At 66.4% G+C, this 25,844-nt stretch carries 17 protein-coding genes, 1 tRNA gene and 3 CRISPR repeat arrays; of the genes, 13 read left to right on the forward strand and 5 right to left on the reverse strand.

Going from position 1 to position 25,844, the window contains the following annotated elements:
• Nucleotides 1–25 precede the first annotated feature (25 nt).
• From BJ970_RS40045 to cas2, 9 genes are all read left to right on the forward strand, one after another.
• A complete protein-coding gene (locus tag BJ970_RS40045) occupies nucleotides 26–268 on the forward strand; it encodes a DDE-type integrase/transposase/recombinase (protein ID WP_184727648.1) in 243 nt (80 codons plus the stop codon).
• A gap of 25 nt (nucleotides 269–293) precedes the next feature.
• Nucleotides 294–997: direct repeats of the CRISPR family, unit length 37 nt; unit sequence GTTGCGATCCTCATCGGCCCCGTAGGGCCGATGCCAC.
• A gap of 349 nt (nucleotides 998–1,346) precedes the next feature.
• A complete protein-coding gene (gene cas3, locus BJ970_RS19975; protein ID WP_184727649.1) occupies nucleotides 1,347–3,557 on the forward strand; it encodes a CRISPR-associated helicase Cas3' in 2,211 nt (736 codons plus the stop codon).
• 709 nt (nucleotides 3,558–4,266) lie between these two features.
• Complete coding sequence (gene cas5c, locus BJ970_RS19980; protein ID WP_312864326.1) at nucleotides 4,267–4,947, forward strand: type I-C CRISPR-associated protein Cas5c; 681 nt, start codon at nucleotides 4,267–4,269, stop codon at nucleotides 4,945–4,947.
• Nucleotides 4,947–6,764: a type I-C CRISPR-associated protein Cas8c/Csd1 gene (gene cas8c / locus BJ970_RS19985; RefSeq protein WP_184727651.1), complete on the forward strand. Its 1,818-nt coding sequence runs from the start codon at nucleotides 4,947–4,949 to the stop codon at nucleotides 6,762–6,764. The genes cas5c and cas8c overlap by 1 nt, the downstream gene beginning before the upstream one ends.
• A 51-nt stretch (nucleotides 6,765–6,815) precedes the next feature.
• A complete protein-coding gene (cas7c, locus tag BJ970_RS19990; RefSeq protein ID WP_184727652.1) occupies nucleotides 6,816–7,706 on the forward strand; it encodes a type I-C CRISPR-associated protein Cas7/Csd2 in 891 nt (296 codons plus the stop codon).
• 10 nt (nucleotides 7,707–7,716) lie between these two features.
• Nucleotides 7,717–8,352, forward strand: coding sequence for a CRISPR-associated protein Cas4 (gene cas4, locus BJ970_RS19995; RefSeq protein ID WP_184727653.1), 636 nt, complete (start codon nucleotides 7,717–7,719; stop codon nucleotides 8,350–8,352).
• A complete protein-coding gene (cas1, locus tag BJ970_RS20000) occupies nucleotides 8,345–9,343 on the forward strand; it encodes a CRISPR-associated endonuclease Cas1 (protein ID WP_184727654.1) in 999 nt (332 codons plus the stop codon). Before cas4 ends, cas1 begins: the two co-directional genes overlap by 8 nt.
• Before the next feature lie 18 nt (nucleotides 9,344–9,361).
• Nucleotides 9,362–10,987 carry an IS1634 family transposase gene (locus BJ970_RS20005; RefSeq protein WP_246470923.1) on the forward strand — a complete coding sequence of 542 codons (1,626 nt, stop codon included), beginning with the start codon at nucleotides 9,362–9,364 and terminating at the stop codon, nucleotides 10,985–10,987.
• Between the two features lie 140 nt (nucleotides 10,988–11,127).
• Nucleotides 11,128–11,412 (forward strand): CRISPR-associated endonuclease Cas2, encoded by a 285-nt coding sequence (gene cas2 / locus BJ970_RS20010; RefSeq protein ID WP_221468111.1) that lies wholly within the window; start codon nucleotides 11,128–11,130, stop codon nucleotides 11,410–11,412.
• A 236-nt stretch (nucleotides 11,413–11,648) separates the two neighbouring features.
• Nucleotides 11,649–12,803: a CRISPR direct-repeat array (repeat unit 37 nt; unit sequence GTTGCGATCCTCATCGGCCCCGGAGGGCCGATGCCAC).
• A 108-nt stretch (nucleotides 12,804–12,911) separates the two neighbouring features.
• Nucleotides 12,912–14,565: a CRISPR direct-repeat array (repeat unit 37 nt; unit sequence GTTGCGATCCTCATCGGCCCCGGAGGGCCGATGCCAC).
• Between the two features lie 929 nt (nucleotides 14,566–15,494).
• On the opposite strand, the gene BJ970_RS20015 is transcribed toward cas2, so the two are convergent.
• Nucleotides 15,495–16,718 carry a site-specific integrase gene (locus BJ970_RS20015; RefSeq protein ID WP_184727656.1) on the reverse strand — a complete coding sequence of 408 codons (1,224 nt, stop codon included), beginning with the start codon at nucleotides 16,716–16,718 and terminating at the stop codon, nucleotides 15,495–15,497.
• A gap of 82 nt (nucleotides 16,719–16,800) precedes the next feature.
• Nucleotides 16,801–16,877, reverse strand: a tRNA-Leu gene (locus tag BJ970_RS20020).
• 152 nt (nucleotides 16,878–17,029) lie between these two features.
• On the opposite strand from BJ970_RS20020, the gene BJ970_RS20025 reads away from it, so the two are divergent.
• Together BJ970_RS20025 and BJ970_RS20030 are read left to right on the forward strand one after the other, a co-directional pair.
• Complete coding sequence (locus BJ970_RS20025; RefSeq protein WP_184729235.1) at nucleotides 17,030–18,421, forward strand: amino acid permease; 1,392 nt, start codon at nucleotides 17,030–17,032, stop codon at nucleotides 18,419–18,421.
• Nucleotides 18,422–18,537: 116 nt separating this feature from the next.
• A complete protein-coding gene (locus BJ970_RS20030) occupies nucleotides 18,538–19,149 on the forward strand; it encodes an ANTAR domain-containing response regulator (RefSeq protein ID WP_184727657.1) in 612 nt (203 codons plus the stop codon).
• 61 nt (nucleotides 19,150–19,210) lie between these two features.
• Here BJ970_RS20030 and BJ970_RS20035 read toward each other — a convergent pair whose 3' ends face one another.
• The gene (locus BJ970_RS20035) at nucleotides 19,211–19,633 is read right to left on the reverse strand and encodes a PaaI family thioesterase (RefSeq protein WP_184729236.1); all 423 of its coding nucleotides are present in this window, start codon (nucleotides 19,631–19,633) and stop codon (nucleotides 19,211–19,213) included.
• Nucleotides 19,634–19,769: 136 nt separating this feature from the next.
• On the opposite strand from BJ970_RS20035, the gene polA reads away from it, so the two are divergent.
• Together polA and BJ970_RS20045 are read left to right on the forward strand one after the other, a co-directional pair.
• Nucleotides 19,770–22,415 (forward strand): DNA polymerase I, encoded by a 2,646-nt coding sequence (polA, locus tag BJ970_RS20040; protein WP_246471696.1) that lies wholly within the window; start codon nucleotides 19,770–19,772, stop codon nucleotides 22,413–22,415.
• Between the two features lie 253 nt (nucleotides 22,416–22,668).
• Nucleotides 22,669–23,076 carry a VOC family protein gene (locus BJ970_RS20045; RefSeq protein WP_184727659.1) on the forward strand — a complete coding sequence of 136 codons (408 nt, stop codon included), beginning with the start codon at nucleotides 22,669–22,671 and terminating at the stop codon, nucleotides 23,074–23,076.
• A 60-nt stretch (nucleotides 23,077–23,136) separates the two neighbouring features.
• Here BJ970_RS20045 and BJ970_RS20050 read toward each other — a convergent pair whose 3' ends face one another.
• Nucleotides 23,137–25,161 carry a YhgE/Pip domain-containing protein gene (locus BJ970_RS20050; protein ID WP_184727660.1) on the reverse strand — a complete coding sequence of 675 codons (2,025 nt, stop codon included), beginning with the start codon at nucleotides 25,159–25,161 and terminating at the stop codon, nucleotides 23,137–23,139.
• Entirely contained in the window at nucleotides 25,158–25,820 is a 663-nt protein-coding gene (locus tag BJ970_RS20055) for an ATP-binding cassette domain-containing protein (RefSeq protein WP_184727661.1), read from the reverse strand. Before BJ970_RS20055 ends, BJ970_RS20050 begins: the two co-directional genes overlap by 4 nt.
• Nucleotides 25,821–25,844 lie beyond the last annotated feature (24 nt).

The raw sequence follows: 25,844 nt of genomic DNA on the forward strand, positions 1-25,844 counted from the left end.
TGCGGGCCGCTGCTGAGCACCGCGTGTGAACGAGTTGTGGGTGGCGGACATCACCTACGTGCGCACCGCTGCCGGCTGGGTTTACGCGGCGTTCGTGCTCGACGTCTTCTCCCGCTTGATCGTCGGCTGGCAGGTCGGAGCTGGCGCTGGACGCGCTGCGGATGGCGATCTGGCGCCGCCAGGCCACCGGCGCCGACCTGGCCGGGCTCGTCCACCACAGCGACCGTGCAGTGCAATACCGGGCGGTGCGCTACACCCAGCGGCGTGACGGTCACAGTCGTCGCATGCGGACTGTTGCGATCCTCATCGGCCCCGTAGGGCCGATGCCACCGCTTCGCAATCTTGTCGGCGTCGACCTTGGCGAGGTTGCGATCCTCATCGGCCCCGTAGGGCCGATGCCACCACTGCTGGTGCGGGTTGAGCTGGCGGAGCTTGGCCTTGTTGCGATCCTCATCGGCCCCGTAGGGCCGATGCCACTTCGGTGCGCCGCCACGGGATGTGATCGACCGAGCAGTTGCGATCCTCATCGGCCCCGTAGGGCCGATGCCACTCGAGGGTGAGCATGCCCGGTGTCGCCGCCCCCGACCAGTTGCGATCCTCATCGGCCCCGTAGGGCCGATGCCACTGATCACGGGCGTGGCATGACCAGCCATCAACGAGAGGTTGCGATCCTCATCGGCCCCGTAGGGCCGGATGCCACCCCCGAGACCAGATGGGGGCCCAGGCATGAGCAACGTCGTTGCGATCCTCATCGGCCCCGTAGGGCCGATGCCACACCAGCCATCAACGACATGACCAGCCATCAACGAGAGGTTGCGATCCTCATCGGCCCCGTAGGGCCGATGCCACTAGCCATCTCATCGGCCACGGCCTGCCTGGACGACAGGTTGCGATCCTCATCGGCCCCGTAGGGCCGATGCCACTGGACAGGCCGGTGGACACCACCGTGGACGCGTCCACGTTGCGATCCTCATCGGCCCCGTAGGGCCGATGCCACCCTGTGCGAACAGGGAGAACTGTATCTCGGAACCTTTCATGTGACCGCACTGAGACCGACACGCCCGCGATCACTTCGGTGAGTGTAGGCGTGTCGCACGACGCTTGGTCATCCTGAGCGGGTTGCGTTCCGCAGCGTAGGGGGTTTGTTGGGGCTGGCGCTGGTGACCGGTGATGTGGCCTCTGGGCTCATCGTGTGTCCGGGCGGTGCGTCTTTTCGTGTGGGGATCGCGGGATGGTTCTTCTTTTGTCGGGGGTCGGTGCTAAGACGTTTCCGGTCACATGGCGATGGCTGTTTGTGCGGTCAACGTCAGTAGGGAACCGCCTTCGACGATTCTGGGGAGAACCCGATGTGGGCGCATAGTGCCAACATGAACGGGCAGTGGCATGCGTTGTCGGATCATGCTCGTGCTACCGCTTTGCTGGCGGAGCGGTTCGCGTCTGCGTTTGGCGCGGGTGAGTTGGGACATGCCCTCGGGCTCTTTCATGACGCGGGGAAGGGACGCGGGTGCTGGCAGGAAGGTTTGCTGAAGGCCGGCGAGCACAAGGGTCCGGTTGGGACCCCGCACAAGGATTTGGGGGCGAATCTGCTGCGTGCGGCTGCGGGTCCGGCGGCGATGGCGATTTTGGGACATCACGGTGGGCTGACTGAACTCGATGAGCTGCGCGATCTTTCTGGGGCGCGGGGTGACGATGAAGCGGTACAGGCATTCCTTGGTGAGGTTGAGGAAGCCGCTCGGGTTCTTGAGCTGCCGCCGGGCTCGTTGTTGCCGGGAAACTGGCGTCGATCGAATCTGGTTGCCGAGTTGGGTATTCGCCTTGCTTTTTCCGCGCTGGTCGATGCCGATCATCTCGACACGGCGGCGCACTTCGACGGGCTCCCGGAGGCGCATGTGCGGCCGGATGCTGACATGGCCGACCTGCGTGACCGGTTCGAGTTGGAACGCAAGACAATGCTGGCTGGCCGGGAGTCTTCTCCTATCGACGCGCTTCGTGAAGGCGTCTACCAACGCGCTATCGAGCACGCCGCCGGCGGGACTGGCATCTACCGGATGCCTGCCCCCACAGGGGTGGGCAAGACACTCAGTGCCGCCGGTTTTGCGCTGCATCATGGTGCGGAGCACGGCAAGAATCGGGTCATCGTGGCGGTCCCGTTCATCACGGTGACTGAGCAGAACGCACAGGTCTACCGCTCGATGCTGGGTCCGGACGCGGTGCTCGAACACCACTCTGGCGTGCGGCCACCGGAAAAGGGCGAGCATGAGCGCAGGCTGCGTTCGGCTGTCGAGAACTGGGATAGCCCGTTCGTCGTCACGACCACGGTCCAGCTGTTCGACTCGCTGTTCAGCCGCAAGCCGGCGCAGATGCGCAAGCTGCACCGACTCGCCAACTCGGTGGTGGTGCTCGATGAGGTGCAGGCGTTGCCGCTGCGGGTGCTGACACCGATCCTCGATGCCTTGCGCACGCTGTCCGAGGAGTTCGGTACCACCGTGTTGCTCACGTCGGCGACACAACCTTCCTTCCATGCTCTGGACATCTGGAACGGGCTGGAGGTTCAGGATGTGGTCGACGAGCCGCGAGCGTTGTTTCAGCGCTTGAGGCGGGTGCGTTACCGGTGGTGGCTGGAGCCGAAGCCGGAATTGGCCGAGGTCGCTGCGAAAGCCGCCGAGCACGAGCAGGTGTTGGTCGTGGTCAACACGACCGCCGATGCCCGCGGTATCTACCGGCAGTGGAGAGATGACGGAGTGCGCAATGCGTTTCACCTGTCCACGCGGATGTATCCGGAACACCGGCGGACCGTGCTGAAGAAGGTGCGCGGCCTGTTGGCCGTGGGCGAACCGGTGCGGCTGGTGTCGACGCAGCTCATCGAAGCGGGAGTGGACGTCGACTTCCCGGTGGTGTACCGGGCTTTCGCCCCGGCGGAGGCGCTGCAGCAGGCAGCGGGCCGGGCTAACCGCGAGGGGAAGGGCGCGACAAAAGGTCTGGTCGTGGTGTTCGATGCCGAGGACATGACGTCCCCCGCCGGGTACGGGATCGGAGTTAAGGTCACCAGCGAGGTCTTCGGCCCGCAAAGCGATTCCCGCACGGTGGACCCCGACGATCTTGACGCGCTCGACGCGTACTACCGCACGCTCTACAGCAGGGGTAACACGGAAAACGGCAGGCGAGCACGAGAGATTCAGAGCAACCGCGCGAAGCTCGACTACACGGCGGTGGCCGAGGGTCCGCTGCGTGCGGGGGGAGCGGGCCAGGTCCGAGACGGCTCGCTGGCGTTTCGGATGCTCGATGACGACACGGTCCCGGTTGTCGTGACCGACCATGAGGGGCCGACTCCCGCTGCGCAGTTGCTGCGTCGATTCCAGCAAGCTCCCGAAGAAGGACGTTGGTTGCTGCGCGAGCTGCAGCCTTACGTGGTGGCGCTGCCGAGGCGGCTCCTGGACGTTCCGGCGATCCGGGCGTTCTGCTCGCCGCGCATGGGTGATCTGCATGAATGGATCGGCCCGTACCACGAGGCATACGGCATCGACACATCCCACTCCCAAGAACAGGAGGTCTGGTGACCACGCTCGGTCAACCTCCGACGGCCTGGAGCAAATGCTCAGCTCCTGCCTTCCCTCTGCAGCCGCAAATCGGCGGCACCGAACCAGACGTTCGATGCCGCCGAGCCTTTGGTCGGCGTTCCGCCGTCCGGAAGCTGATTGCGATCCTCACCAGCTCTCGCCTCGTGCCGACCTGACCTTAACTTGGCGAGCTCGGCAAGCAGGCGGCCCGCCCGTGTCTAATGACTCCGCCTTCCGGCAGCTGGAACCTAGGCGCTGATAACATGATCACCAGCCGGGGGAAAGGCGACTATTTCGGGAATGGCGGGTGACGAGAGTAAACCTGCGGTTCAGGCTTCAGTTGGATGCGGATGTTAAGCCGAATGCCGAGTTCGGGTGCACACGTACGGACGAATGTGCGGCAAGTAGTGGAGGCACTCCGGTGCGCGGGGAAGTTTACGGCCGCTGGCTCACCCATACAGTGGCGCAAGCGCAACAAGGCGACTGTATTGCTCAGCGCTGCTCTCGGGAGCGGTGAATTGCTGACCGTTCTCATCCTGCTGCGGCTGAGCGACTGGTGGGGACAGTAGGTTTCCCGAGTTGGCAGGCATCGGCCTGACGTTGTGAGGGCACAACGTCAGGCATGTGTTGTAAAACCAGGCGCATGCCCGGCGACGAGCCCTGGGCTATAGCGCCGACACATCAAGGTTTCACGAGAACAGGAGGTTTGGTGACCCAGGAATTGCCAGTGTCTAGTGAAGGCGCACCACCTGTAAGCGTGCAGGTCTGGGGGCCGGGTGCGTTGTTCACCCGTCCGGAGTTGAAGGTGGAGCGCGTTTCTTACCCGATGATGACGCCGACCGCTGCTATTGGTGTTCTCGAAGCGATTTTCTGGAAGCCGGAGTTCGATTGGCGGCCGGTGGCGATCGATGTGCTCAACCCGATCCGGCAGTTCACCCAGCGCCGTAATGAGACCATCGATCTGGCTTCGGTGGCGGATGCGGCGCTGCGGGGGCGGCGGGTCGACACGGCCGAGAACCGTACGCAGCGTAACTCGGTGTGTCTGCGTGATGTTTCCTACCGCATCCATGCGCATGTGGAGTTGCGTGAGCATGCCACGAAGAAGGCCGCGGCCTATCGGGATCAGTTCCGGCGGAGGGTCGAGCGCGGGCAGTGCTTTCACCAGCCTTATCTGGGCACGCGCGAGTTCACCGCGTATTTCGGTATGCCGGATGATCGCCCGGCCATCGCGGTCGATGCCGATCTGGGGGTGATGCTGCACGGGGTGCGTCATCCGAAGAAGGGGGACAAGAGCACGGTCACGTTTTCGTGGTTCACCGCTCGTCTTGAGCGGGGTCGGTTGCACGTCCCGCGTTCGGGGATCACCTCCGCTGGGATGGGGGCGCTGTAGTGCTGGTGCAGCGTTTGGTCGAGTATGCCCGGGAGAACAGTGACAGTGCGCCGTTTCACCGGGAACGTGAGTTCGTGTGGCGGCTCGACCTCTATAGCGACGGTCGGCCGGCCAGGTTGACCGGCATCCGGGAACCGGATGCGAAAGGCAAACTGCGTGGCCAGCGGCACACGACTCCTGCGGTGACCCGAACGGTCGGGGTGGCGCCTCAGCTCGGAGCCGACGACATCCAGTACGTGTTCGGGTGGGGCGATGACACCACCAAGCCGGAGCGCGTCGCCCAGTGCCACGAGCATTTCGTGTCGCTGATCTCGGCATGGGCGGGCCAGGCCGACGATGATCACGCGGCTTTGAGCGTGCGGGAGTTCTACCGGCAGCAGGACTACATTCGCTGGGAGCGTCCTGCCGACTACGGGGCCAAAGACGGTGTGCTCATCGCCGTCGATGAGCAGTTGATCATCAAGCGGTCTTCGTTGGTGCGGTTCTGGGCCGATGAAGTCATCCGCCGCAAGGGCGGCAAGAATGGTGGCTTCGGGCTGTGCCTGGCGTGCGGGACCGAAAGTCCGCTGGTGGACTCGATTCCCGGCACGGTCCCGAAACGGCTCGTGCCGGGTGCGGGCAACGATGTCGCGCTGGTCAGCGTGAACGCGCAGGTTTTCGGCTACGGGCTCACCACCGGTCTCCAGCACACACCGATCTGCTTCACGTGTGGAAATGCGGTCAGCGTCGCTTTGACGCACCTGCTGAGCTCAGAGCACGCGACGAAACTGCCCGGCCAGGACAGCGTGATGGTCTGGTGGGTCCTGGGCGCATCACCCAACGACATCTTCGATGTGATGCCCCGCAACGCCGATCCCGGTGCGGTGAGCCGGCTGCTGAAGGAACTGTGGTCCGGTGAGCTGGACAGGGCCGCGGAACTCGCCGAGCAGTGGGACAGCCAGGAGCGGTTCTGCTCACTGAGCCTCGGCGGGAACTCCTCGCGAATCATGGTGCGCGAATGGATCGACATGCCGCTGGCGGCGGTCGCCCGCAACTTGGGGCGTTGGTATGACCACATGCGCATAGCGTCCGGCTGGCATGACGAGCCCGTCTCGCACGGCTTGTGGCACCTGGTACTGGCCACCGGCCGGTGGGAGTCGGGAGGCGACGGCGCCCCAGGTCGTTACGCCGAGATCGGCGCGAAGTCGGGTCGCCGCCCGGAGCACATTCAGCGCGATCTGCTGGCCCGCGCGTTGCGCGGCGTCCCGCTACCCCGCTCGGTGCTGCACCACGTACTGCGCCGCATCGCTTCCGACGGGCACGTTGACGCGCCCCGCGCAGGGCTGCTGCGCCTGGCGCTGTGCCATCCCCGAGACAAGGAGCCCCGCGTGTCCCCAGGACTTGACGAAGAATCGCATGACACCGCCTACGTCTACGGTCGGGTCTTCGCGCGTTTGGAGGAGATCCAGTACCTAGCACACGGCAAGGAAGTCAACACCACCTTCGGGGATCGCTTCCTGGCCGGAGCCATTGGAAACCCCACGCCGGCAGTGATGGCCGGACGCAAACTCGCCTCGGCATGGCTGAACAAGATCCGCCGGAATCCCAAAACCTCCCGCGCCCTGCGCCGCCTGCGCGAGGATCTCGACCAGCTGCTGCATCTGGTCGACCACACCGCGCCTTTGACCGGCTACCTCCCCCCGGAGCAGCAAGCCCGTTTCGTCCTGGGCTACCACCAGCAACGCGCACATGACACACAGCAGCGCCGGGCCCGCAAGGCCGCCGACGGCGACGACCCGGAGCGCGGCGACGACGGCGGACCCGACGAAAACGCCTGACCTCCGATCGACTGCAGACCCACGGATTTTTTGAGGAAAGAAAGGTCTTCCATGACTCTCGACGCTCACCTGGACCCGGCTGTGCGCCACGACATGGTGTTCTTGTTCGACGTCACCGACGGCAACCCCAACGGCGATCCTGACTTCGGCAACCGGCCACGCATGGACGAGGAATCCGGGCACGGTTTGGTCACCGATGTTGCGCTCAAGCGCAAGATCCGTAACACCTTGCCGCTGGCCGCCGGCGATGACCCGCGCTACGGGATCTTCGTCGAAGCCGGGCACGCGCTGAACACGCGGCTCGGTGAGACCATGAGCGCCAACAAGATCGACCGCAAGAAGAAGCGGCTCACCGAGGAGGAGCTGCGCACCGCCCGGTCATGGCTGACCGAGCGCTACGCCGATATCCGTCTGTTCGGCGCGGTGCTGTCCACCGGCGAGACCAAAGCCCTCGGCCAGATCTACGGCCCGCTGCAGGTGACCAACGCCCGCAGTTTCCACCCGGTGATGCCGCAGCAGCACACGATCACTCGCGTCACCCAAACCAAGGCTGAGGACATCGAGAAGGGCGAATCCACCGAGATGGGCGGCAAGTGGACAGTCCCTTATGGACTGTACAAGGCCGAGATCTACTACTCTGCCGCTCGCGGGACGCAGACCGGTGTGGACGGCCGGGACTTCGAGCTGCTGTACCGGACGCTGGAAATGATGCTCGACCACGACCGCTCCTCGGCCCGGGGCACGATGACCGCACGGGGACTGTATGTGTTCAGCCACGACAACGCCTTCGGCAACGCCCCAGCCCACAAACTCACCGAGCGCATCACCGTGCGATTGAGCGAACAGCTCAGCGGGCCACCGCGCTCCTTCGGCGACTACGTCGTATCCGTCGACGAAGATGGCCTGCCCTCGGGCATCACCATGACCAAACTCCTCTCCTGAGCGGGCTGAGGTGGACGAAGGAGCCGACGAAGCGGCGTGGACGAGTATTCCGGTCTCGGCGATCGAGCACTTCGCCTACTGCCCCCGGCAAGCCGCGCTGATCCACCTCGATCGCTACTTCGCCGACAACACCGACACCCAACGCGGGCACTTCGCGCACGAAGTCGTCGACTCCGGTGGCCCCAGCGTCTCGCGCACCGGGATACCCACCTGGAGCTCACTGGAAATCAGCGACTCCGAGCTCGGGGTGCACGGCGTCTGCGATGTCGTCGAGTTCCACCAGGGCGAGCCGGTTCCCGTGGAACACAAGTCGGGCAGCTACCGGCCCGGCAGCGCCGCGGACCTGCAAGTGGCGGCGCAGGTGCTGTGCCTGCGCCGGATGTTCTCAGCGGCGGTGCCGCACGGTGTGATCTTCGCCGGTCGGCACCGCCGCCGCTACGAAGTCGTGGTCGACGACGCGCTGGAGCAACGGTTGCGCGCCGTGCTCGCTCGCCTGCGGCAGGTGTTTCGAACCGGAGCACTACCCGCTCCGGTCAATGACGCACGGTGCGATCGCTGCTCGCTACGGGAGGGCTGCATGCCCTCCGTACTCGTGGACGCCTCGGCACTGTTCGTACCGCAGCCGTTGGGACGGTGGGATGACTGAGCTATTGCGCACGCTGTTCGTCACGACTCCAGGCACGAGCCTGCATCTGGAAGGCGACACCGTGCGCATTCACCATCCCGAACGGCCGGGACGCAACATCCTGCCTTTGGTGCGCATCGAGCAACTCGTGGTGTGGAGGGGCGTCGACGTCAGCAACGAGCTGCTGCTGCGCTGCACCGACGACCAACGCGGGATCACCTGGCTGTCCCGCAACGGACGGTTCCTCGGCCGCGTGGGTGGTGCGCAGACAGGCAATCCGTTGCTGCGGCTGGAACAGGTCCGCGCCTACGACGATCCGCACCGCAGACTAACCATCGCCAAGGCAGTGGTGGCCGGGAAACTGCAGAACTACCGCCAACTGCTGCTGCGTATCGCCCGCGACGCCGACGAACCACGCAAGACCGAAATCCGCGCCGTGGCCCAGCAGCACAGCGAAGCACTGGCAGCGGTGGCTGCTAGTGCTTCGCTGACCGAACTTCTCGGCATCGAAGGGATGGCCGCGCGCAGCTACTTCCAAGCGATGCCGATGCTGGCGCGGGGCGTTCCGCAGGGACGTACCCGCCGGCCACCACAAGATCCTTTCAACTGTGTTCTCTCCTTCGGCTACGGAATGCTGCGCGTGGCTGTCGTGGGCGCGCTGGAGCAGGTCGGGCTGGATCCCTACATCGGCTACCTGCACGGCGTGCGCTCAGGCAAACCATCGCTGGCCTTGGACCTGATGGAAGAACTGCGACCACTGTTGGTGGACCGTCTTGTGCTGGCATTGTTCAACCGAAAGAAAATCACCGCCAAACACACCATGACCGATCCCGGCGGTGGAGTCACACTCACCGAGGAGGGACGCAAACTCGTGCTCAACGAGTGGTCGCAAGCACGGGAACGACTCTGGAAACACAGCGGCGTGCAACACGACGTACCGGCCGCACTGCTCCCGCTAGTCCCGTCTTTCGCACATGAGGATGGTTGGGGCGGGAACGGTGATTCGTCTTGATCATCTTATCGTGGCTGGATGCGGGAACGACGGCGTCGGCAACCGATTGCGTATGGCGGGCCGAGTGTGGAGAAGATGCTGGGTGCGTTGCCGGTGGTGGCCGAGTTCTGCCGTCGCCTCGACCTGGCCGGGATCATCGACCGGGCCTGCCCGGTCAGGCGGGACGTGGCGATCCTGACGCACGGGCAGGTGATCGAGGCGCTGGTCGCGAACCGGTTGACGTCACCGGCACCGCTGCTGCGTGTCACGGACTGGGCGCGATCGTGGTCGGTTGAGGAAGTGCTGGGTATCGATCCCGCCGCACTCAACGACGACCGGATCGGCCGTGCTCTGGACGCGATCGCGCCGGAGTTGGATCGCATCGTCGGATCCGTTGGGGCGCAAGCGATCACCGGGTTCGGGCTCGACGTGTCCCGATGCCATTGGGACATGACCTCGATCTCGCTGTACGGCGCTTACGAACACGCCGATCCCGGCTATGCGGCCCCACGATTCGGTCATCCCAAAGACCGGCGCCCGGACCTCAAGCAGATCCAGGCCGGGCTGGCGGTGACCGGGGATGGCGGGGTGCCGGTCTTGCACCGGTCCTACGACGGTGGCGCCGGCGAGGTGGCTCAGGTGGTGGGCGCGATGACTGCACTGAAAGACCTCGCCGGTCCGAGAGAATTCCTGCTTGTCGGCGACTCCAAGCTGGTCTCCTACGACAACCTGCATGCCATGATCAGCGCCGGGGTGACGTTCATCGCCCCGGCGGCGAAAACTTATGTCGGCTCTGCCGAACTGGCCGCGCTCGACCCGCCGACGGCGGCCGTGGTGGACTACGTGGCCGAGCGGGACGCGAACACACCGGCCGATCAGCGGGGCACCTGGCGGGTGGTCGAGGACGCCATCACCGTGCCCGGTAAGCGGAAGAAGGACTCGGTACTGCGGCTGCGGCGGGTGTTCGTGCACTCCTCGGCCCGTGCCGGGGCCGCGGCCACCGCACGGGCCCGCAAGCTCGACCGCGCCACGGGTGACCTCGACCGGCTGATCCGCGGGCTCGGCTCCCGGCACTACCCGACCGAGCAGGCCGTGACCGACCGGATCACCGCCATCGCCCGTGACCGCCGGGTGAAGGCATACCTGCGCAGCGAGGCCGGCACCGACCCGGTCACCGGCAAACCCACCCTGACATGGTGGTTCGACAAGGACGCGCTCGATGCCGAGGCCGCCACCGACGGCTGGTACGCACTGCTGACCAACCTGCCCGCCGACGTCACCGCAGCCGAGGTCCTGATCCGCTACAAGGGCCAGGAAGTAGTGGAACGCCGCTATTCGGCGTTCAAAGGCCCACTGGCGGTCGCACCGATGTTCCTCAAAACCAACCGGCGTATCACCGCCCTGATCACCGTGATCTGCCTGGCCCTACTCATCTTCTGCCTCATCGAACGCGCGGTGCGAACCGCGATCGCTCCCCAGGTCAAGATGCCCGGACTCTACCCCGGTCAGCAGGCCAAGCCCACCGGCCGCCTGATCTTCCAAGCGCTGGCCGGCATGCGGCTGATTCCGGCCGGCGCCGGGCAGCCGGCGATCATCCCGCAACCCACCCCAGCCCAGGCCCGGCTCCTCGACCTACTTGCCGTCGACCCCACCCAACCACCATGATCAACCAGCCCGGCATACCCGGGCTCCTCCCACACTCACCCATGTGCGAAACACCCGGCTAGTGCAGGCACGACTGTTCGCGCGCTACCTGCGCGGAGATCAGCCCGCCTACGCACCGTGGGTGGCGAACTGACGTGGAAATGCTCATCACCTATGACGTCGACACCAGCACACCAGCCGGTGCACGCAGACTCCGCAGAGTCGCCAAAGTCTGCGAAGCATACGGACTGCGCGTGCAAAAGTCCGTCTTCGAAGTCGTGTGCACCGAGGTGGACTGGCTACTCATGCAGCAACGCCTGCTCGACGTCATCGACGCCGAGCACGACAGCATCCGCGTCTACAAACTGCACCACGGCGCCCTCGCCAAAGCCGAGCATCTCGGCCACTCCCCACCAGCACCACACCACACTCCCTTGGTCTTCTAGCCACCGGGTCGCTTCGGAAAATCGAAACGTCCTACCGAACCGCGATCCCCGAGCGCGTCAGGCACAGAAACGGCGAGGTCCGGCGTAGCCGACCACGGCACCACACGTGAACATCAACCGACGACAGCGGCGAGGAACGCCATGATTGACGGCTGGGACCACATCCGGCACGAAGACAAGAAACGGGAAGCCGGGCTTCAATCGGGCAGTCAGCCGCTGCTGCTGGCGGCGCTACGGTTGCGATCCTCATCGGCCCCGGAGGGCCGATGCCACGCGAGCAGGAACACGCTCAGGCGCAAGCATTCCGGCAGGTTGCGATCCTCACCGGCCCCGGAGGGCCGATGCCACGCGAGCAGGAACACGCTCAGGCGCAAGCATTCCGGCAGGTTGCGATCCTCACCGGCCCCGGAGGGCCGATGCCACGCCTGCTCAACGATCCGATGTACATGGCCTTCTACCCGGTTGCGATCCTCATCGGCCCCGGAGGGCCGATGCCACCTCTCGGGACACACTGGTCCCGTAGTCGGAATTCGGTTGCGATCCTCATCGGCCCCGGAGGGCCGATGCCACTTGCAGGTCTTGCCCTCGTACCCGGCTCCGTCGGAACAGTTGCGATCCTCATCGGCCCCGGAGGGCCGATGCCACAACGCGGGCGAGGTACTCGTCCGGGACGTCGGGGTGGTTGCGCTCCTCATCGGCCCCGGAGGGCCGATGCCACAGATCGCCAGCACGACGATCACGACGGCGATGGCAAGGTTGCGCTCCTCATCGGCCCCGGAGGGCCGATGCCACTTTGCGGCGTCCTGGACGCTGTAGAAGCGGTGCACGTTGTTGCGATCCTCATCGGCCCCGGAGGGCCGATGCCACATCGACGTCCAGGTTGACGCCGACATAGCCCGCGCTGTTGCGATCCTCATCGGCCCCGGAGGGCCGATGCCACCAGTAGGCAGACAGGGGAGGTGATGTCACGATGGTTGGGTTGCGATCCTCATCGGCCCCGGAGGGCCGATGCCACCAAACAGATTGACGAGCTGCACCTAGCGCTTGATGTCGTTGCGATCCTCATCGGCCCCGGAGGGCCGATGCCACGCCAGATGACCCGGAGTGGGTGTACGTCTCGTGGCAGCTGTTGCGATCCTCATCGGCCCCGGAGGGCCGATGCCACCTGGTGATCCAGTGGTGGGTTTCGTTCAACAGCGTGTTGCGATCCTCATCGGCCCCGGAGGGCCGATGCCACTTCCAGTCGATCCACTGGGCGTCCTCGGTCAGCATCATCCGGTTGCGATCCTCATCGGCCCCGGAGGGCCGATGCCACCACTCCGCATACCGCGGGTGCCCTTCCCCTTTGTGTCCGTTGCGATCCTCATCGGCCCCGGAGGGCCGATGCCACTCCCGCGCTGGTGCGCCTGACCAGGTAGCCAGGAGTTGCGATCCTCATCGGGCCCCGGAGGGCCGATGCCACATTGGTTCGCCAGCGGACCGTACAAGGCCGGGGAGTGGTTGCGATCCTCATCGGCCCCGGAGGGCCGATGCCACCTCCGACCGAACCCTCACCGCGGCACTCTACGACCTGGTTGCGATCCTCATCGGCCCCGGAGGGCCGATGCCACGCCGCGTCCAGTGCTGTGGCGGAGTCCCCCAGCTTGTTGCGATCCTCATCGGCCCCGGAGGGCCGATGCCACCCCAGTGCGGCCAGCATTCCTTCCGCGTCCAGTGCAGTTGCGATCCTCATCGGCCCCGGAGGGCCGATGCCACCAGGCGCGTACAGGTCGTAGCTGCGGCCCTTCTTGTGGTTGCGATCCTCATCGGCCCCGGAGGGCCGATGCCACCAGCAGGTCGTCGACAGCACCCGTCGCCTGAGGTGTTGCGATCCTCATCGGCCCCGGAGGGCCGATGCCACCATGCGGCACCTCGGTCCGCGTCTCCCAGTACGAGGGTTGCGATCCTCATCGGCCCCGGAGGGCCGATGCCACAACTGCGCGCGTCGGACTTCGCTCGGCTTCCCGTCCCGGTTGCGATCCTCATCGGCCCCGGAGGGCCGATGCCACCTAACCATTCCGCTGACCTCAACCCGCCAATCAAGAGAGGTTGCGATCCTCATCGGCCCCGGAGGGCCGATGCCACTCGACACATCCCCGGAGGACGCGGCGGTCGCGCTGGAGTTGCGATCCTCATCGGCCCCGGAGGGCCGATGCCACCACTGATGTCGACACCACGGCGGTGGGCGGCGTGCCAGTTGCGATCCTCATCGGCCCCGGAGGGCCGATGCCACTCACGGGGGCCGGTCCCCGTGGACTTCTCGATCAGGTTGCGATCCTCATCGGCCCCGGAGGGCCGATGCCACCATGCGGCACCTCGGTCCGCGTCTCCCAGTACGAGGGTTGCGATCCTCATCGGCCCCGGAGGGCCGATGCCACAACTGCGCGCGTCGGACTTCGCTCGGCTTCCCGTCCCGGTTGCGATCCTCATCGGCCCCGGAGGGCCGATGCCACCTAACCATTCCGCTGACCTCAACCCGCCAATCAAGAGAGGTTGCGATCCTCATCGGCCCCGGAGGGCCGATGCCACTCGACACATCCCCGGAGGACGCGGCGGTCGCGCTGGAGTTGCGATCCTCATCGGCCCCGGAGGGCCGATGCCACCACTGATGTCGACACCACGGCGGTGGGCGGCGTGCCAGTTGCGATCCTCATCGGCCCCGGAGGGCCGATGCCACTCACGGGGGCCGGTCCCCGTGGACTTCTCGATCAGGTTGCGATCCTCATCGGCCCCGGAGGGCCGATGCCACCACTCAGGACGAACACCGAGGAGATCCCCATGATCCGGTTGCGATCCTCATCGGCCCCGGAGGGCCGATGCCACACACCGTCGCGACCTTGAGTCGGTCGTCCCAATCCAGTTGCGATCCTCATCGGCCCCGGAGGGCCGATGCCACGGTCCGCACGCCGCGCCAGTCGCACTTAACACAGCGTTGCGATCCTCATCGGCCCCGGAGGGCCGATGCCACCCGGCGGAGCGCCGCGCTCGCCCCGCGGCCCCTGGGGTTGCGATCCTCATCGGCCCCGGAGGGCCGATGCCACCTCACGGGTCAGGCCCATCTGAACCGCCTGGTCCATGTTGCGATCCTCATCGGCCCCGGAGGGCCGATGCCACCCTGCACGAACAGGGAGAACTGTATCTCGGTACTTATCATGTGACCGTACCGAGACCGACACGCCCGGGGATCACTTCGGTGAGTGTAGGCGTGTCGCACGACGCTTGGTCATCCTAAGCGGGCTGCGTACCCCGGCGCAGGGATTGGTTCGGCCTCACGAGCTCCCGGGTCCATCTAGTCGTATTCAGCCGTGAGCTTGCGGCTCGCTCGATGCGCACCGTAACCGTAAATGCTAGGGGATGCTGCTGTATCCGCGTGCTGCCTTTGGGCGCGTGGGGCATTGTTGGGGGGCGAACCGACTGAGGCGCCGGCACGGGAGGCGGGTGGGTCTAACTTGGGTCGGGGAGTCCAGCGCGGGCTGGCACAACCATCGTTTATCCATGCTTTATGGTCCGTTGCGGGGTACTGTGAACCGCCATGGACCACATGCCGCGCCTGATGTCGCTGCAGCTCAGCGCGATCAACTACACTCAGGCACGGCACAGTCCGGAAACGTCCAAATTCAGGTTCAGTTACAAACGTCGGTGGTTTCGACGCCAGAGTGTGGTTTGCTGACCGAGCCGCTGGCGTTGATGCAGGTGCTGCACGAAAATCGTCGAACGGACGGACCCTCTCTGACCGCTCCGCTGCTGGTATCCCTGGCGAACGTGTCTTGGACCTGTGCACGGCCATCCGCACATACCGCCCTGCGGCAACGACGACTGACCAAGCCCCCAGAAAGGGGGCGCGGCCGGGCATAACCACTGATCGGGGCATCTGCTTGCAGGGCGTCAGTGCCGCGTGTCGAGGCGTCGGCGGGCTGCACGGGTGCAGAGGAGCTCTACACTCGCGGCCGAAGGACGTCTTGGCCGCCCACCGACGTGCTTGGGGAGCCGGGGCACCAGCCTGCTACTTTCCGGCGACGGGGTTGTTACCCCTTGACGGTGTGCTACTCCTTGGCGCTGTATGCCGCGTGGAGTGCGGCGGCAGCAGCCGGATTCCGCACCCCGCGTCCCATGTACACGTTCTGGGTCATCGCTGGGTTGGCGTGCCCAAGCTGGTCGGCGATCTCTCGGGCGGTCTGCCCGGACATGTCCAGGATGGTGGCCACCATCTTGCGGCCGACGTGAGTGGTGAAGTCGGGGTACTTGATGCGTTCCCGCATCCGTCGCACTGAGCGCTGCATGTTACTGGGGTGGCGCCAACCCAGTGTGCCGGACGGGAATACGGGCTCGTTTTCGTGGGCGTCGAGCGGTTTGCGCACTAACAGCAGTGTGTACAGGTAGTCGGGGAGTCCGATGACGCGGTTGGCTTTGAATGTCTTGCCATCGTGGCGGACCAATCCCTTTCCGGACACGGCGACGATGTTGCCGTTAATCCATAACGATCGGGGCGGGACCTGCTCGCCATCGACGGTGATGGGCTGGTCGGTCAGGTTGAGGTCGCGCCATCGGACAGCCAGCGCCTCGCCGAACCTAACGCCCGTGCCGAACAAGAACCGGATGTAATCAGGAAGGTCAGCGCTTACGGCGACCTTGTCGGCATCGAGCTTGGCCAGGAAATCCGACAATTGCTCGGCCGTCATCGCAACAGGCTTCTTTGCTGTGCCTTCGATGTCGGAGAGATCGCGGACCGGATTGTGGTCGACGATCTCGTGGCGGACCGCGTACTGCATCACGCCGGACAGCACGGTGCGGATGCCCCGGCGGGTGTTGGCGGCAACATTCTTGCGCTCCAGGTCCAGCATGAAATTCTCGAGTTTGCTCACGGTGCACTCTCGAAGGAGAAGCTGCCCGATCGACGGCAGGACGTGCTTGTCCAAGCGCCCTTTGTATCGGTCGTAGGTGGTGCCGCAGCGTCGGATCTGAATTTGCTCAAGGTAGAGCGCTGCGGCGTCCTTGAAGCGCGACCCCGCGCCGAGGGCGGTCTGCTGGCCGGCCTGCTTGACGAGTGCTCCGCGGAGGCTGCGCCGTGCCTTCGTCTCGTTGTTGCCGACGCGCTCCACCTGTCGGGTGTGGCCGTCGTGTCCGCGGTACTTGGTCATGGCGCGCCAGCTGTCGATCTTCGCGCCGGTGGGGATCGATGCCTTGGGAACCCACTTGCCGTCGACGCGGCCGTAGGTGCGGATCGTGCTCCAGGTGCCGAGGGGCAGTGGAGGGCGAACCGTGATCATCTCCCAAAAGCATGGGTTTTGTATGGATGATCTATGGTAACAACTAGCAGGTCAGGCTCTATGTGCGCTGACCTGCATCTATTGGTGCCCCCGGTGCGACTCGAACGCACACTGGACGGATTTTGAGTCCGCTGCCTCTGCCGATTGGGCTACGGGGGCTTGCTGGGTCAGCATACTCGATCGATGATCAACCGTTCCCCAGGGGTCTTCGGTGCCTCGGGGGCTTGGTTCGGGGCCTTGGTGGGCGTGATCATCGCGAGTTAGGTTCGCAGTCTCAACTCAGCGTGTCCGGTCGAACACGGGGGTCGGTGATGGTCGATGACGCCAGGGTCGAGTCCGCGGCGGAGGACGCCGACAGAGTTGGGTTACGCCGGAGCCTGAAGAACCGGCACCTGCAGATGATCGCGCTTGGCGGCATCATCGGCGCCAGCCTGTTCATCGGTAGCGGGGCCGTGATCGCCACCGTCGGTCCGGCCGCCGTGCTGTCTTACGCCCTCGGCGGGTTGATCGTGGTGCTCGTGATGCGGATGCTCGGTGAGATGGCGACCGCGGCCCCCGCGCTCGGGTCGTTCATGGAGTACGCGCGGACCTCGTTGGGCGATTGGGCCGGGTTCACCATCGGCTGGCTGTATTGGTACTACTGGGTCGGCGTGGTCGCCTTCGAGGCCGTGGCCGGCGCTGGGTTGCTGAATCCCTTGGTGGCGGTCGTGCCGCAGTGGCTCATCTCGCTGGTGTTGATGTTGCTGCTCACCGCCACGAACCTGGTTTCGGTGCGGTCGTTCGGCGAGACCGAGTTCTGGTTGGCCTCCATCAAGGTCATCACCATCGTGATCTTCCTGGTGTGCGGAACCGTTTTCGTGCTCGGGCTCTGGCCCGGTGCCGAGGTCTCCGTCGGGAACATTGCGCTTGACGGGTTCATCCCGAAGGGCGGCTTCGCCGTGCTGCATGGCGTCGTCATTGTGGTCTTCTCTTACTTCGGCACCGAAATCGTCACCATTGTGTCGGCCGAGTCGAACGAGCCGGAGAAGTCGGTGGCCAAGGCGACCAGGGCCGTGGTGTGGCGGGTGCTGCTGTTCTACGTCGGTTCGGTGACCCTGCTGGTCATGATCACGCCGTGGCGGGAGATCCCCACCGGCGGCAGCCCCTACGCCGCGGCCTTCACGCGGTTCGGATTGCCCGCCGCGGAGGTCATGGTGAACGTGGTCGTCTTCACCGCCGTGATCTCGGTGCTCAACTCCGGGCTCTACACCTCTTCCCGGATGCTTTTCGCCTTGCAGCGGCGGGGTTTCGCGCCGGGCTGGGTCCGCGACATCAACCGTCGCAGAGTGCCGTGGAAGGCGATCTTGCTGTCCACCCTGGTCGGTTACGCCGCCGTTGCCGCGAGTTACGTCTCGCCGGACACGATCTTCTACTTCGTCATCAACTCCGCCGGGGCCGTCGCGCTGTTCATCTACGGGATGATCGCGGTCTCCCAGCTGCGGATGCGTCGCCGGCTGGAACGGGAGATGCCTGAGCGGCTGAAGTTGCGGATGTGGTTCTTCCCCTATTTGACGTGGGCCACGCTGATCGTGATCGCCGCCGTCGTGGTCACGATGGGCGCCATCGAGGAGGCCCGTTCGCAGCTCACGCTGAGTTTGGTCAGCTTCGCCGGGATTGTGCTGAGCTACCTGCTGTTCGTGCGGCGGCGGGTGGCGAAGGCTTGATCAACGCGATGTCGCAATGGTCACGTCGCGTGTTTACCTCGGCGTGAAGTCATAGCCGGTAAGCTGCGGTTTCCGATGCAAACCGCATCGGCGGACCCGAGTTTTGGAGGACCCCGGTGACGACGCCGGCTGCCGAGGACACACGCGAGTCCAAGCCCGTCGAACGTCGCGTACTCGTGGCCGAGGACGAGGCGTTGATCAGGCTCGACTTGGTCGAGATGCTCCGCGAGGAGGGGTACCAGGTCGTCGGCGAGGCCGGGGACGGGCAGGAGGCCGTCCGTCTCGCCGAGGAGCTTCGCCCCGATCTTGTGATCCTGGATATCAAGATGCCGAAGATGGACGGCATCGAGGCCGCTTCCAACATCGCCGGTGAGCGGATCGCGCCGGTCGTGATCCTGACCGCGTTCAGCCAGCGCGATCTCGTCGAGCGGGCGCGGGACGCGGGCGCGATGGCCTATTTGGTCAAGCCGTTCGCCAAGCGCGATCTGGTGCCGGCCATCGAACTGGCGGTGTCCCGCTTCACCGAGGTGCAGGCACTGGAGGCCGAGGTCGCGGACCTGACCGAGCGGCTGGAGGCGCGCAAGACCATCGAGCGGGCTAAGGGCCTGCTGATGAGCAAGCACAACCTTTCCGAGCCTGAGTCGTTCCGCTGGCTGCAGCGGACCGCCATGGACCGCCGGACCACGATGAAGGCCGTGGCCCAGGCGGTGCTGGAAAACCTCTCCTGAGACCGGTGAACTCGTCCCAGTGCGGCGGGGCGACCCGCAGCGCGCGGTTGGCGAGAACTGATCACTGCCCGGGCGGCTGGTCGCGCAGCACGCAGGTCAGCCGCGCCGAGCAGGTCCGCCGGCCCTCTTCGTCGGTGATCGTGATGTCGTAGGTGGCGGTCGAACGCCCCTGGTGCAGGGGCGTGGCGACGCCGGTGACCGCGCCTTCGGTGGCCGCGCGGTGGTGCGTGCAGGACAAGTCCAGCCCTACCGCTAACCGGTCCGCGCCCGCGTGCAGGCCCGCGGCGATGGATCCGAGGGTCTCGGCCAGCACCGCGTTGGCGCCGCCGTGCAGCAGACCGTAGGGCTGGCGGTTGCCGGCGACCGGCATGGTGCCGACCACTCGATCAGGTCCGCATTCGACGATTTCGATGCCCATCCGCTCGGTGAGCTGCTCGTCGGCGGCCCTCAGCACCGGGCTCGGCCGGTTGTTATCGCTGGTCATCGTCTCACCACCGTTGAACGCAGCCACCGCTGGGTCCTCCTGTCGCCTCCGGTACAAGCTGTCGGCTCTTCAGCCTAGACTCGCCGCCGTGACGTATTCCGAGGACCGACGCCTGCTGCTCATTGACGGCCACTCGATGGCCTACCGCGCCTTCTACGCCCTGCCGAAGGAGAACTTCCAGACCGGCACCGGGCAGCACACCAACGCGGTCTACGGCTTCACCTCGATGCTGATCAACCTGCTCCGCGACGAGGCGCCCACCCACCTCGCCGTCGCCTTCGACGTCTCCCGCAAGACCTTCCGCAGCGAGACCTTCACCGATTACAAGGCCAATCGCGGCACCACGCCGGACGAGTTCCGCGGCCAGGTCAGCCTGATCCAGGACGTCCTGAGCGCGCTCAACATCCCGGTGCTGAGCAAGGAGAACTACGAGGCCGACGACGTCATCGCGACGCTGACCACGCAGGCCGCCGCGGAGGGCTTCCGCGTCTCGATCTGTACCGGGGACCGGGATGCGCTGCAGCTGGTCACCGACGACATCACGGTGCTGTACCCAACCAAGGGCGTCTCGGAGCTCACCCGCTTCACCCCGCAGGCCGTCGAGGACAAGTACGGCCTGACGCCGCAGCAGTACCCGGACTTCGCGGCGCTGCGCGGCGACCCGTCGGACAACCTGCCGAAGATCCCGGGGGTGGGGGAAAAGACCGTCACCAAGTGGATCCAGCAGTTCGGCTCGCTGGCTGACCTGGTGGACCGGGTGGACGAGGTCAAGGGCAAGGCCGGTGCGGCGCTGCGCGAGAACCTGTCGTCGGTGCTGCTCAACCGGCAGTTGACCGAGTTGGTTCGCGACGTTCCGCTGGAGTCGGTGCCGGCGGACCTGGCGGCGCGTGCCTGGGACCGCGATGCGGTGCACCGGCTGTTCGACGACCTGGAGTTCCGGGTGCTGCGCGACCGGTTGTTCGCGACGCTGTCCAGCGCCGAGCCCGAGGTGGAGGAGGGCTTCGAGATCTCCGGTGGGCTCATGCAGCCCGGCCAGTTGGCGGCGTGGCTGGACAAGCACGCCCGCAACGGCAACCGGGTCGGGCTGGCGTGCACCGGGCAGTGGGCGCGCGGCCACGGCGACCTGACCGGCATCGCGCTCGCCACCGCTGACGGCGCGGGTGCATTCGTCGATGTCGGCGCGCTGACGGAGAAAGATGAGCAGGCGCTGGCGGCCTGGCTGGCCGACCCCGCTGCGACCAAGGCGGCGCACGATGTCAAGGGGCCGCTGCACGCCATCCGCGACCGCGGCTGGACGCTGGCGGGCTTGACCAGCGATACCGCACTGGCCGCGTACCTGGTGCGGCCCGGGCAGCGGTCCTTCGAACTGCCGGATCTCGTCGTCCGCTACCTGCAGCGTGAGCTGCGAGCGGAGCAGGGCGAGGACGACGGCCAGCTGTCGCTGCTGGAAGACGAGGCGGAGACCAGGGAGAAGGCCGCGGCCGCCGAACTGGTCAGAGCCCGTGCGGTGGCGGAGCTGGCGGACTCGCTCGACACGGAGCTGGACCGCATCGACAGCCGTGGCCTGCTCACCGACCTGGAGCTGCCGCTGCTCGTGGTGCTCAGCGAGCTGGAGGGCGCGGGCATCGCGGTCGACGCCGAGCAGCTCGCCGAGCTGGGCGCGCGTTTTGCCGCCCGGGTCAAGCAGGCCGCGCAGGACGCCTACGGCGTGATCGGCAAAGAGATCAACCTCGGTTCGCCCAAGCAGTTGCAGGTGGTGCTGTTCGACGAGCTGAACATGCCGAAGACCAAGCGCACCAAGACCGGTTACACCACCGACGCCGAGGCGTTGCAGACGCTTTACGAGAAGACCGAGCACCCCTTCCTGCAGCACCTGCTGGAACATCGCGATGCCACCCGGTTGAAGACCACTGTGGACGGTTTGGTGAAGTCCATTTCGGACGATGGGCGGATCCACACCACGCTGAACCAGACGATCGCGGCCACCGGCCGGCTGTCCTCGACCGATCCGAACCTGCAGAACATCCCGATTCGCACCGAGGAGGGCCGCCGGATCCGGGAGGTCTTCGTCGTCGGCGGCGGCTACGCGGAGCTGATGACGGCCGACTACAGCCAGATCGAGATGCGCATCATGGCGCACCTCTCCGGCGACGAGGGGCTCATCGAGGCGTTCCGCACCGGTGAGGATCTGCATAACTATGTCGCCTCCCGGGCTTTCGGGGTGCCGATCGGCGAGGTCGACCACGAACTGCGGCGCCGGGTCAAGGCGATGTCCTACGGGCTGGCCTACGGCTTGTCGGCCTACGGGCTGGCGCAACAGTTGCGGATCTCCGCCGAGGACGCCAAGACGCAGATGGACGCCTATTTCGCCCGGTTCGGCCGGGTCCGCGACTACCTGCGGGAGGTCGTCGACCAGGCGCGCAAGGACGGCTACACCTCGACGATCCTGGGGCGGCGCCGTTATTTGCCCGATCTGACCAGCGACAACCGGCAGCGGCGGGAGATGGCCGAGCGAATGGCGCTCAACGCGCCGATCCAGGGCAGCGCCGCCGACATCATCAAGGTCGCGATGCTGGGCGTGCACCGTGCGTTGCGGGACAACGACATGCGGTCGCGGATGCTGCTGCAGGTGCATGACGAGCTGATCATCGAGGTCGCCGACGATGAGCGGGCCGAGGTGGAGAAGCTGGTGCGCGAGCAGATGGGTTCGGCGCACCGGCTGGACGTGCCGTTGGAGGTCTCGATCGGCGTCGGCCGCTCCTGGGACGCCGCCGCGCACTGACCCGCTCCGGCCGCTGTTTCGGCCGGTCAGGGTCGGGGTAGCGGGTAACCACGAGATTGCGGCTCGGTCCCGAAGTGATCATTTCCGGGGTTCGGCCCGGGCGGGCCGCCTGGAATGGTGGATATCACCGTCGCCGGGCCCGCCCGAACGCGCCGCGCGTCGGTGCGGATAGCCTGCGCTACGCGTTACCGGTAGCGGCTGCGTTAGCCGGTGTATTGCACGGGCGCGGGCCGCGCCAACCCCGAGGAGGAGCATGATCAGCATCGACAGAGTGGATCACCTGGTCCTCACCGTCGCCGATGTCGATCGGGCAGTGGAGTTTTACGAGCAGGTCCTCGGCATGACGCCGGTGACGTTTCCCGGCGATCGGCGCGCGGTGAGCTTCGGTCGGCAGACGATCAAGCTGCACGCGGCCAGCGAACTGGTGGAGCCGACCGCGACGCACCCGGTGCCCGGCTCGGCCAACCTGTGCTTCATCACGGAGAACGCGATCTCCGAGGTCCAGGAGCACCTGCGCGCCAACGAGGTGCGCATCGAGGAGGGGCCGGTCAGCCGGATCGGCGCGGCGGGTCCGATCACTTCGCTGTACCTGCGCGACCCGGACGGGAATCTGATCGAGGTCGCCCGCTACGACGACGAGCCCGCCGGGGATGTCGCGTAGCTCATGGAAAGGGCGGTTTCAATGGAAATCAGCACGTCGATTTCCATTTGAAATCGCCAACTATAGGGATAGCTCGGGTTTCAGCCGGGTCGGGGTCCAGACCCGTTGACGCCAGGCCGCGATCGTGCTCAGCAGCAGCGCCGCCGCCAGGTAGCAGAGCAAGACCCCGACCGCGTTCGTCACCGCCGTCGTGCCCGGCCCGCCGTAGAGCAGGTGGCGTAGACCGCTGACCACGTAACTCAGCGGGAGCACCTGGTGCAGCGGGTGGAGCGGCTCCGGGATCGTCTGCCACGGGAACGTGCCGCCCGCCGTGACCAGTTGCAGCACCAGGACGATCAACGCGATGAACTTGCCCTTCGGGCCGAACGCGGCGTTGAGTGCGTGCACCACCGCGGTGAAGGCGAACGACGTCAGGATCAGGAACCCGAGCGTCCACCAGGCGTGCGCCGGGTGCACCCCCACCCCGAAGACCACGACCAGATACAGCAGCACGGCTTGCGCGAGGCCGACGGCCGCCGCGGGCAACCAGCCGCCGAGCGCGACGCGCCAGGGCGCGACACCGGCGGCGAGCGCGCGGCTGGACAGCGGGCGCATCAGCAGAAAGAGCACGAAACCGCCGATCCACAACGCCAGGCCCAAGAAAAACGGTGCCAGCCCGGCGCCGTAGGTGTCCGCCTTGACCTGGGCCTTGGTGTCCACGGCCACCGGATCGCCGATGGTGTCCGCAGTGGCGTTGCGGGTCCGCTCGTCGGGATTCGGGATGTCGTTGACGCCCTTGCCCAGCTCCGTGGCGAGCGTGCTCGACCCTTCCGCGAGCTTCCCGGAGCCGTCGGCTAGCTGCTTGGCGCCACCGGCGAGCTGGTCGGCTCCGCCGCTGAGCTGCTTGGTCCCGGTCAGTGCCTGCTGCTCGCCATCGCGGAGCTGCTGCGCGCCGTCGTCGACCCGGGTAGCACCGTCGGCGAGGCGGTCGATTCCGTTGGTCATCGTCGGCATCGCGGTGGCCAGTTTGCGGTTTCCCGCGGCCACCTGGCGGGATCCCTCGGCGAGCGCGCGCACCTGGCCGACCTGGGTCTGCACCTTGCCGTTGGCCTCGCTCATGGGGCCGTTGAGCTGGTCGAGGCCCGCGACGATCCGCTGCGCGGTCGCCTCGTCCAGCCCGGCTTGGCGGAGCTGCTCGGCGATGCGCACCTTGGCCGTGTCGAGGTTGTCCACGATTTCCTGCGAAACCCCGCCGAGCTCCGCCGCCTTGGACGCGAGCTGCTCGTTGCCCGCGGCGACCTGCTCCGCACCGTCGGCGAGTTTCGCGGTCTGCGCCGGCAGCGGCGCGGTCGACCTCCGGAGCTCATCGAGCCCGCTGCGGAGCTGGCCGGTGCCGTCGGCGAGCCGGTTCGCGCCACCGGCGAGTTCGGTCTGGCCCGCAAGCAGTTGGTGGGCGCCGGTGGACAGCTGCGCGGTGCCCTGCCGGGCCTTTCCCAGCCCGTCGTTGAGCTGCCCGGCGCCGTCGGCGAGTCGGCTCGCGCCGTTGGCCGCTTCGGCGGTCTTGTCGTGCACGGTGTTGAATCCCAGCAGGAACTGGTTCGCCGCCTCGGTCCCGGCGCTGGCCGCTACCCCTTTGCGTACCTCGGAGGCCACCTTGTCGGCGATGGTGCCGACGAGGTAGTTGTTGGCGTCGTTGGTGATCAGCTGCAGCTTCGCTTGTCGAGGTTGGAAGTCGGCGGGGGAGAGCAGCGCCGCGGAGAAGTCTCTTGGCAGCACCAGCGCGAACGTGTAGCGGCCGCTGGCGACGCCCTCCTGGGCCTGCTGCGCGTCGGTGCGGTTCCAGTCGAAGGTGCCTGAATCGACGAGTTCCTGGTAGACGTCCTGACCCGCCGCCAGCCGGGTGCCGTTTTCGCGTTGTGCGCCCGCATCGTCGATGACCACGGCGGCGGGCACCGAGTCGAGCTTGCCGTAGGGATCCCAGTTCGCGTAGATGTACATCGCGCCGTACAGCAGCGGCACCAGGGTGACCGCGAGCAGCGCGAGCTTGGGCAGCTTGCCCGAAGTGAGGCGGCGCAGTTCGGTGGCGGCAAGCCGGAAACTAGTCATCGTAGACCTTCAGCGGAATCCAGAGTGGACATTTCGAGGTTGTCCGCGCCGATTCGGGCGGGTGGCATGCCCAGCTTGTCGGCGGAGTGCGGGGCGCAGAGCGCGATCACGGCCATGCCTCGCTCGGCGTGACGGGCGGCTAAGGAGTACCAGCCGGCCGGGTCGCCGCCGTGGCGGTCGGGGCAGTCCAGCACCAGGGCGCGGGTTGTGCGGTTCTCGCAGGCGAGATCGAGCAGCAGCCGGGTGCGTTCGTACCCGGCCAGGTTCTCGAAGCGCTCTTCGCCCGCTCCCTCGCGCAGCCAGTCCCGAGCCGACAGCCAGTCGCGGACCTTGCGCCGGCCGGACTTGCGGGCAGCCAGGCTCAGGCCCTCGGCGACGACGTCGCGCAATGCCAGCGCGCCGTCGGGTTCGGTGATCTGCGGCGCGTCAACGACCGCGACGGTGCGTCGCAGTGCGGTTGCGTCGATGGCGCCGTTCAGGCGGACGGTGCCGCGGGTGGGGCGCAGCCGCCCGGACAGTGTCAGCGCCAGCGCGGTGCGACCGGAGTTCGGATCGCCCGTCACCAGCAGGACCTGGCCGGTCCGCGCGCGCAGCGAAGTGGGTGCCAGCAGCGGTCCGTGTGCTCCGCTGACTTCGACGCCGGTGGCGACGATCTCCACGCAGACTCCTCGGCTCTGACCCGG

Source organism: Saccharopolyspora phatthalungensis (assembly GCF_014203395.1).
Taxonomy (GTDB): Bacteria; Actinomycetota; Actinomycetes; order Mycobacteriales; family Pseudonocardiaceae; genus Saccharopolyspora; species Saccharopolyspora phatthalungensis.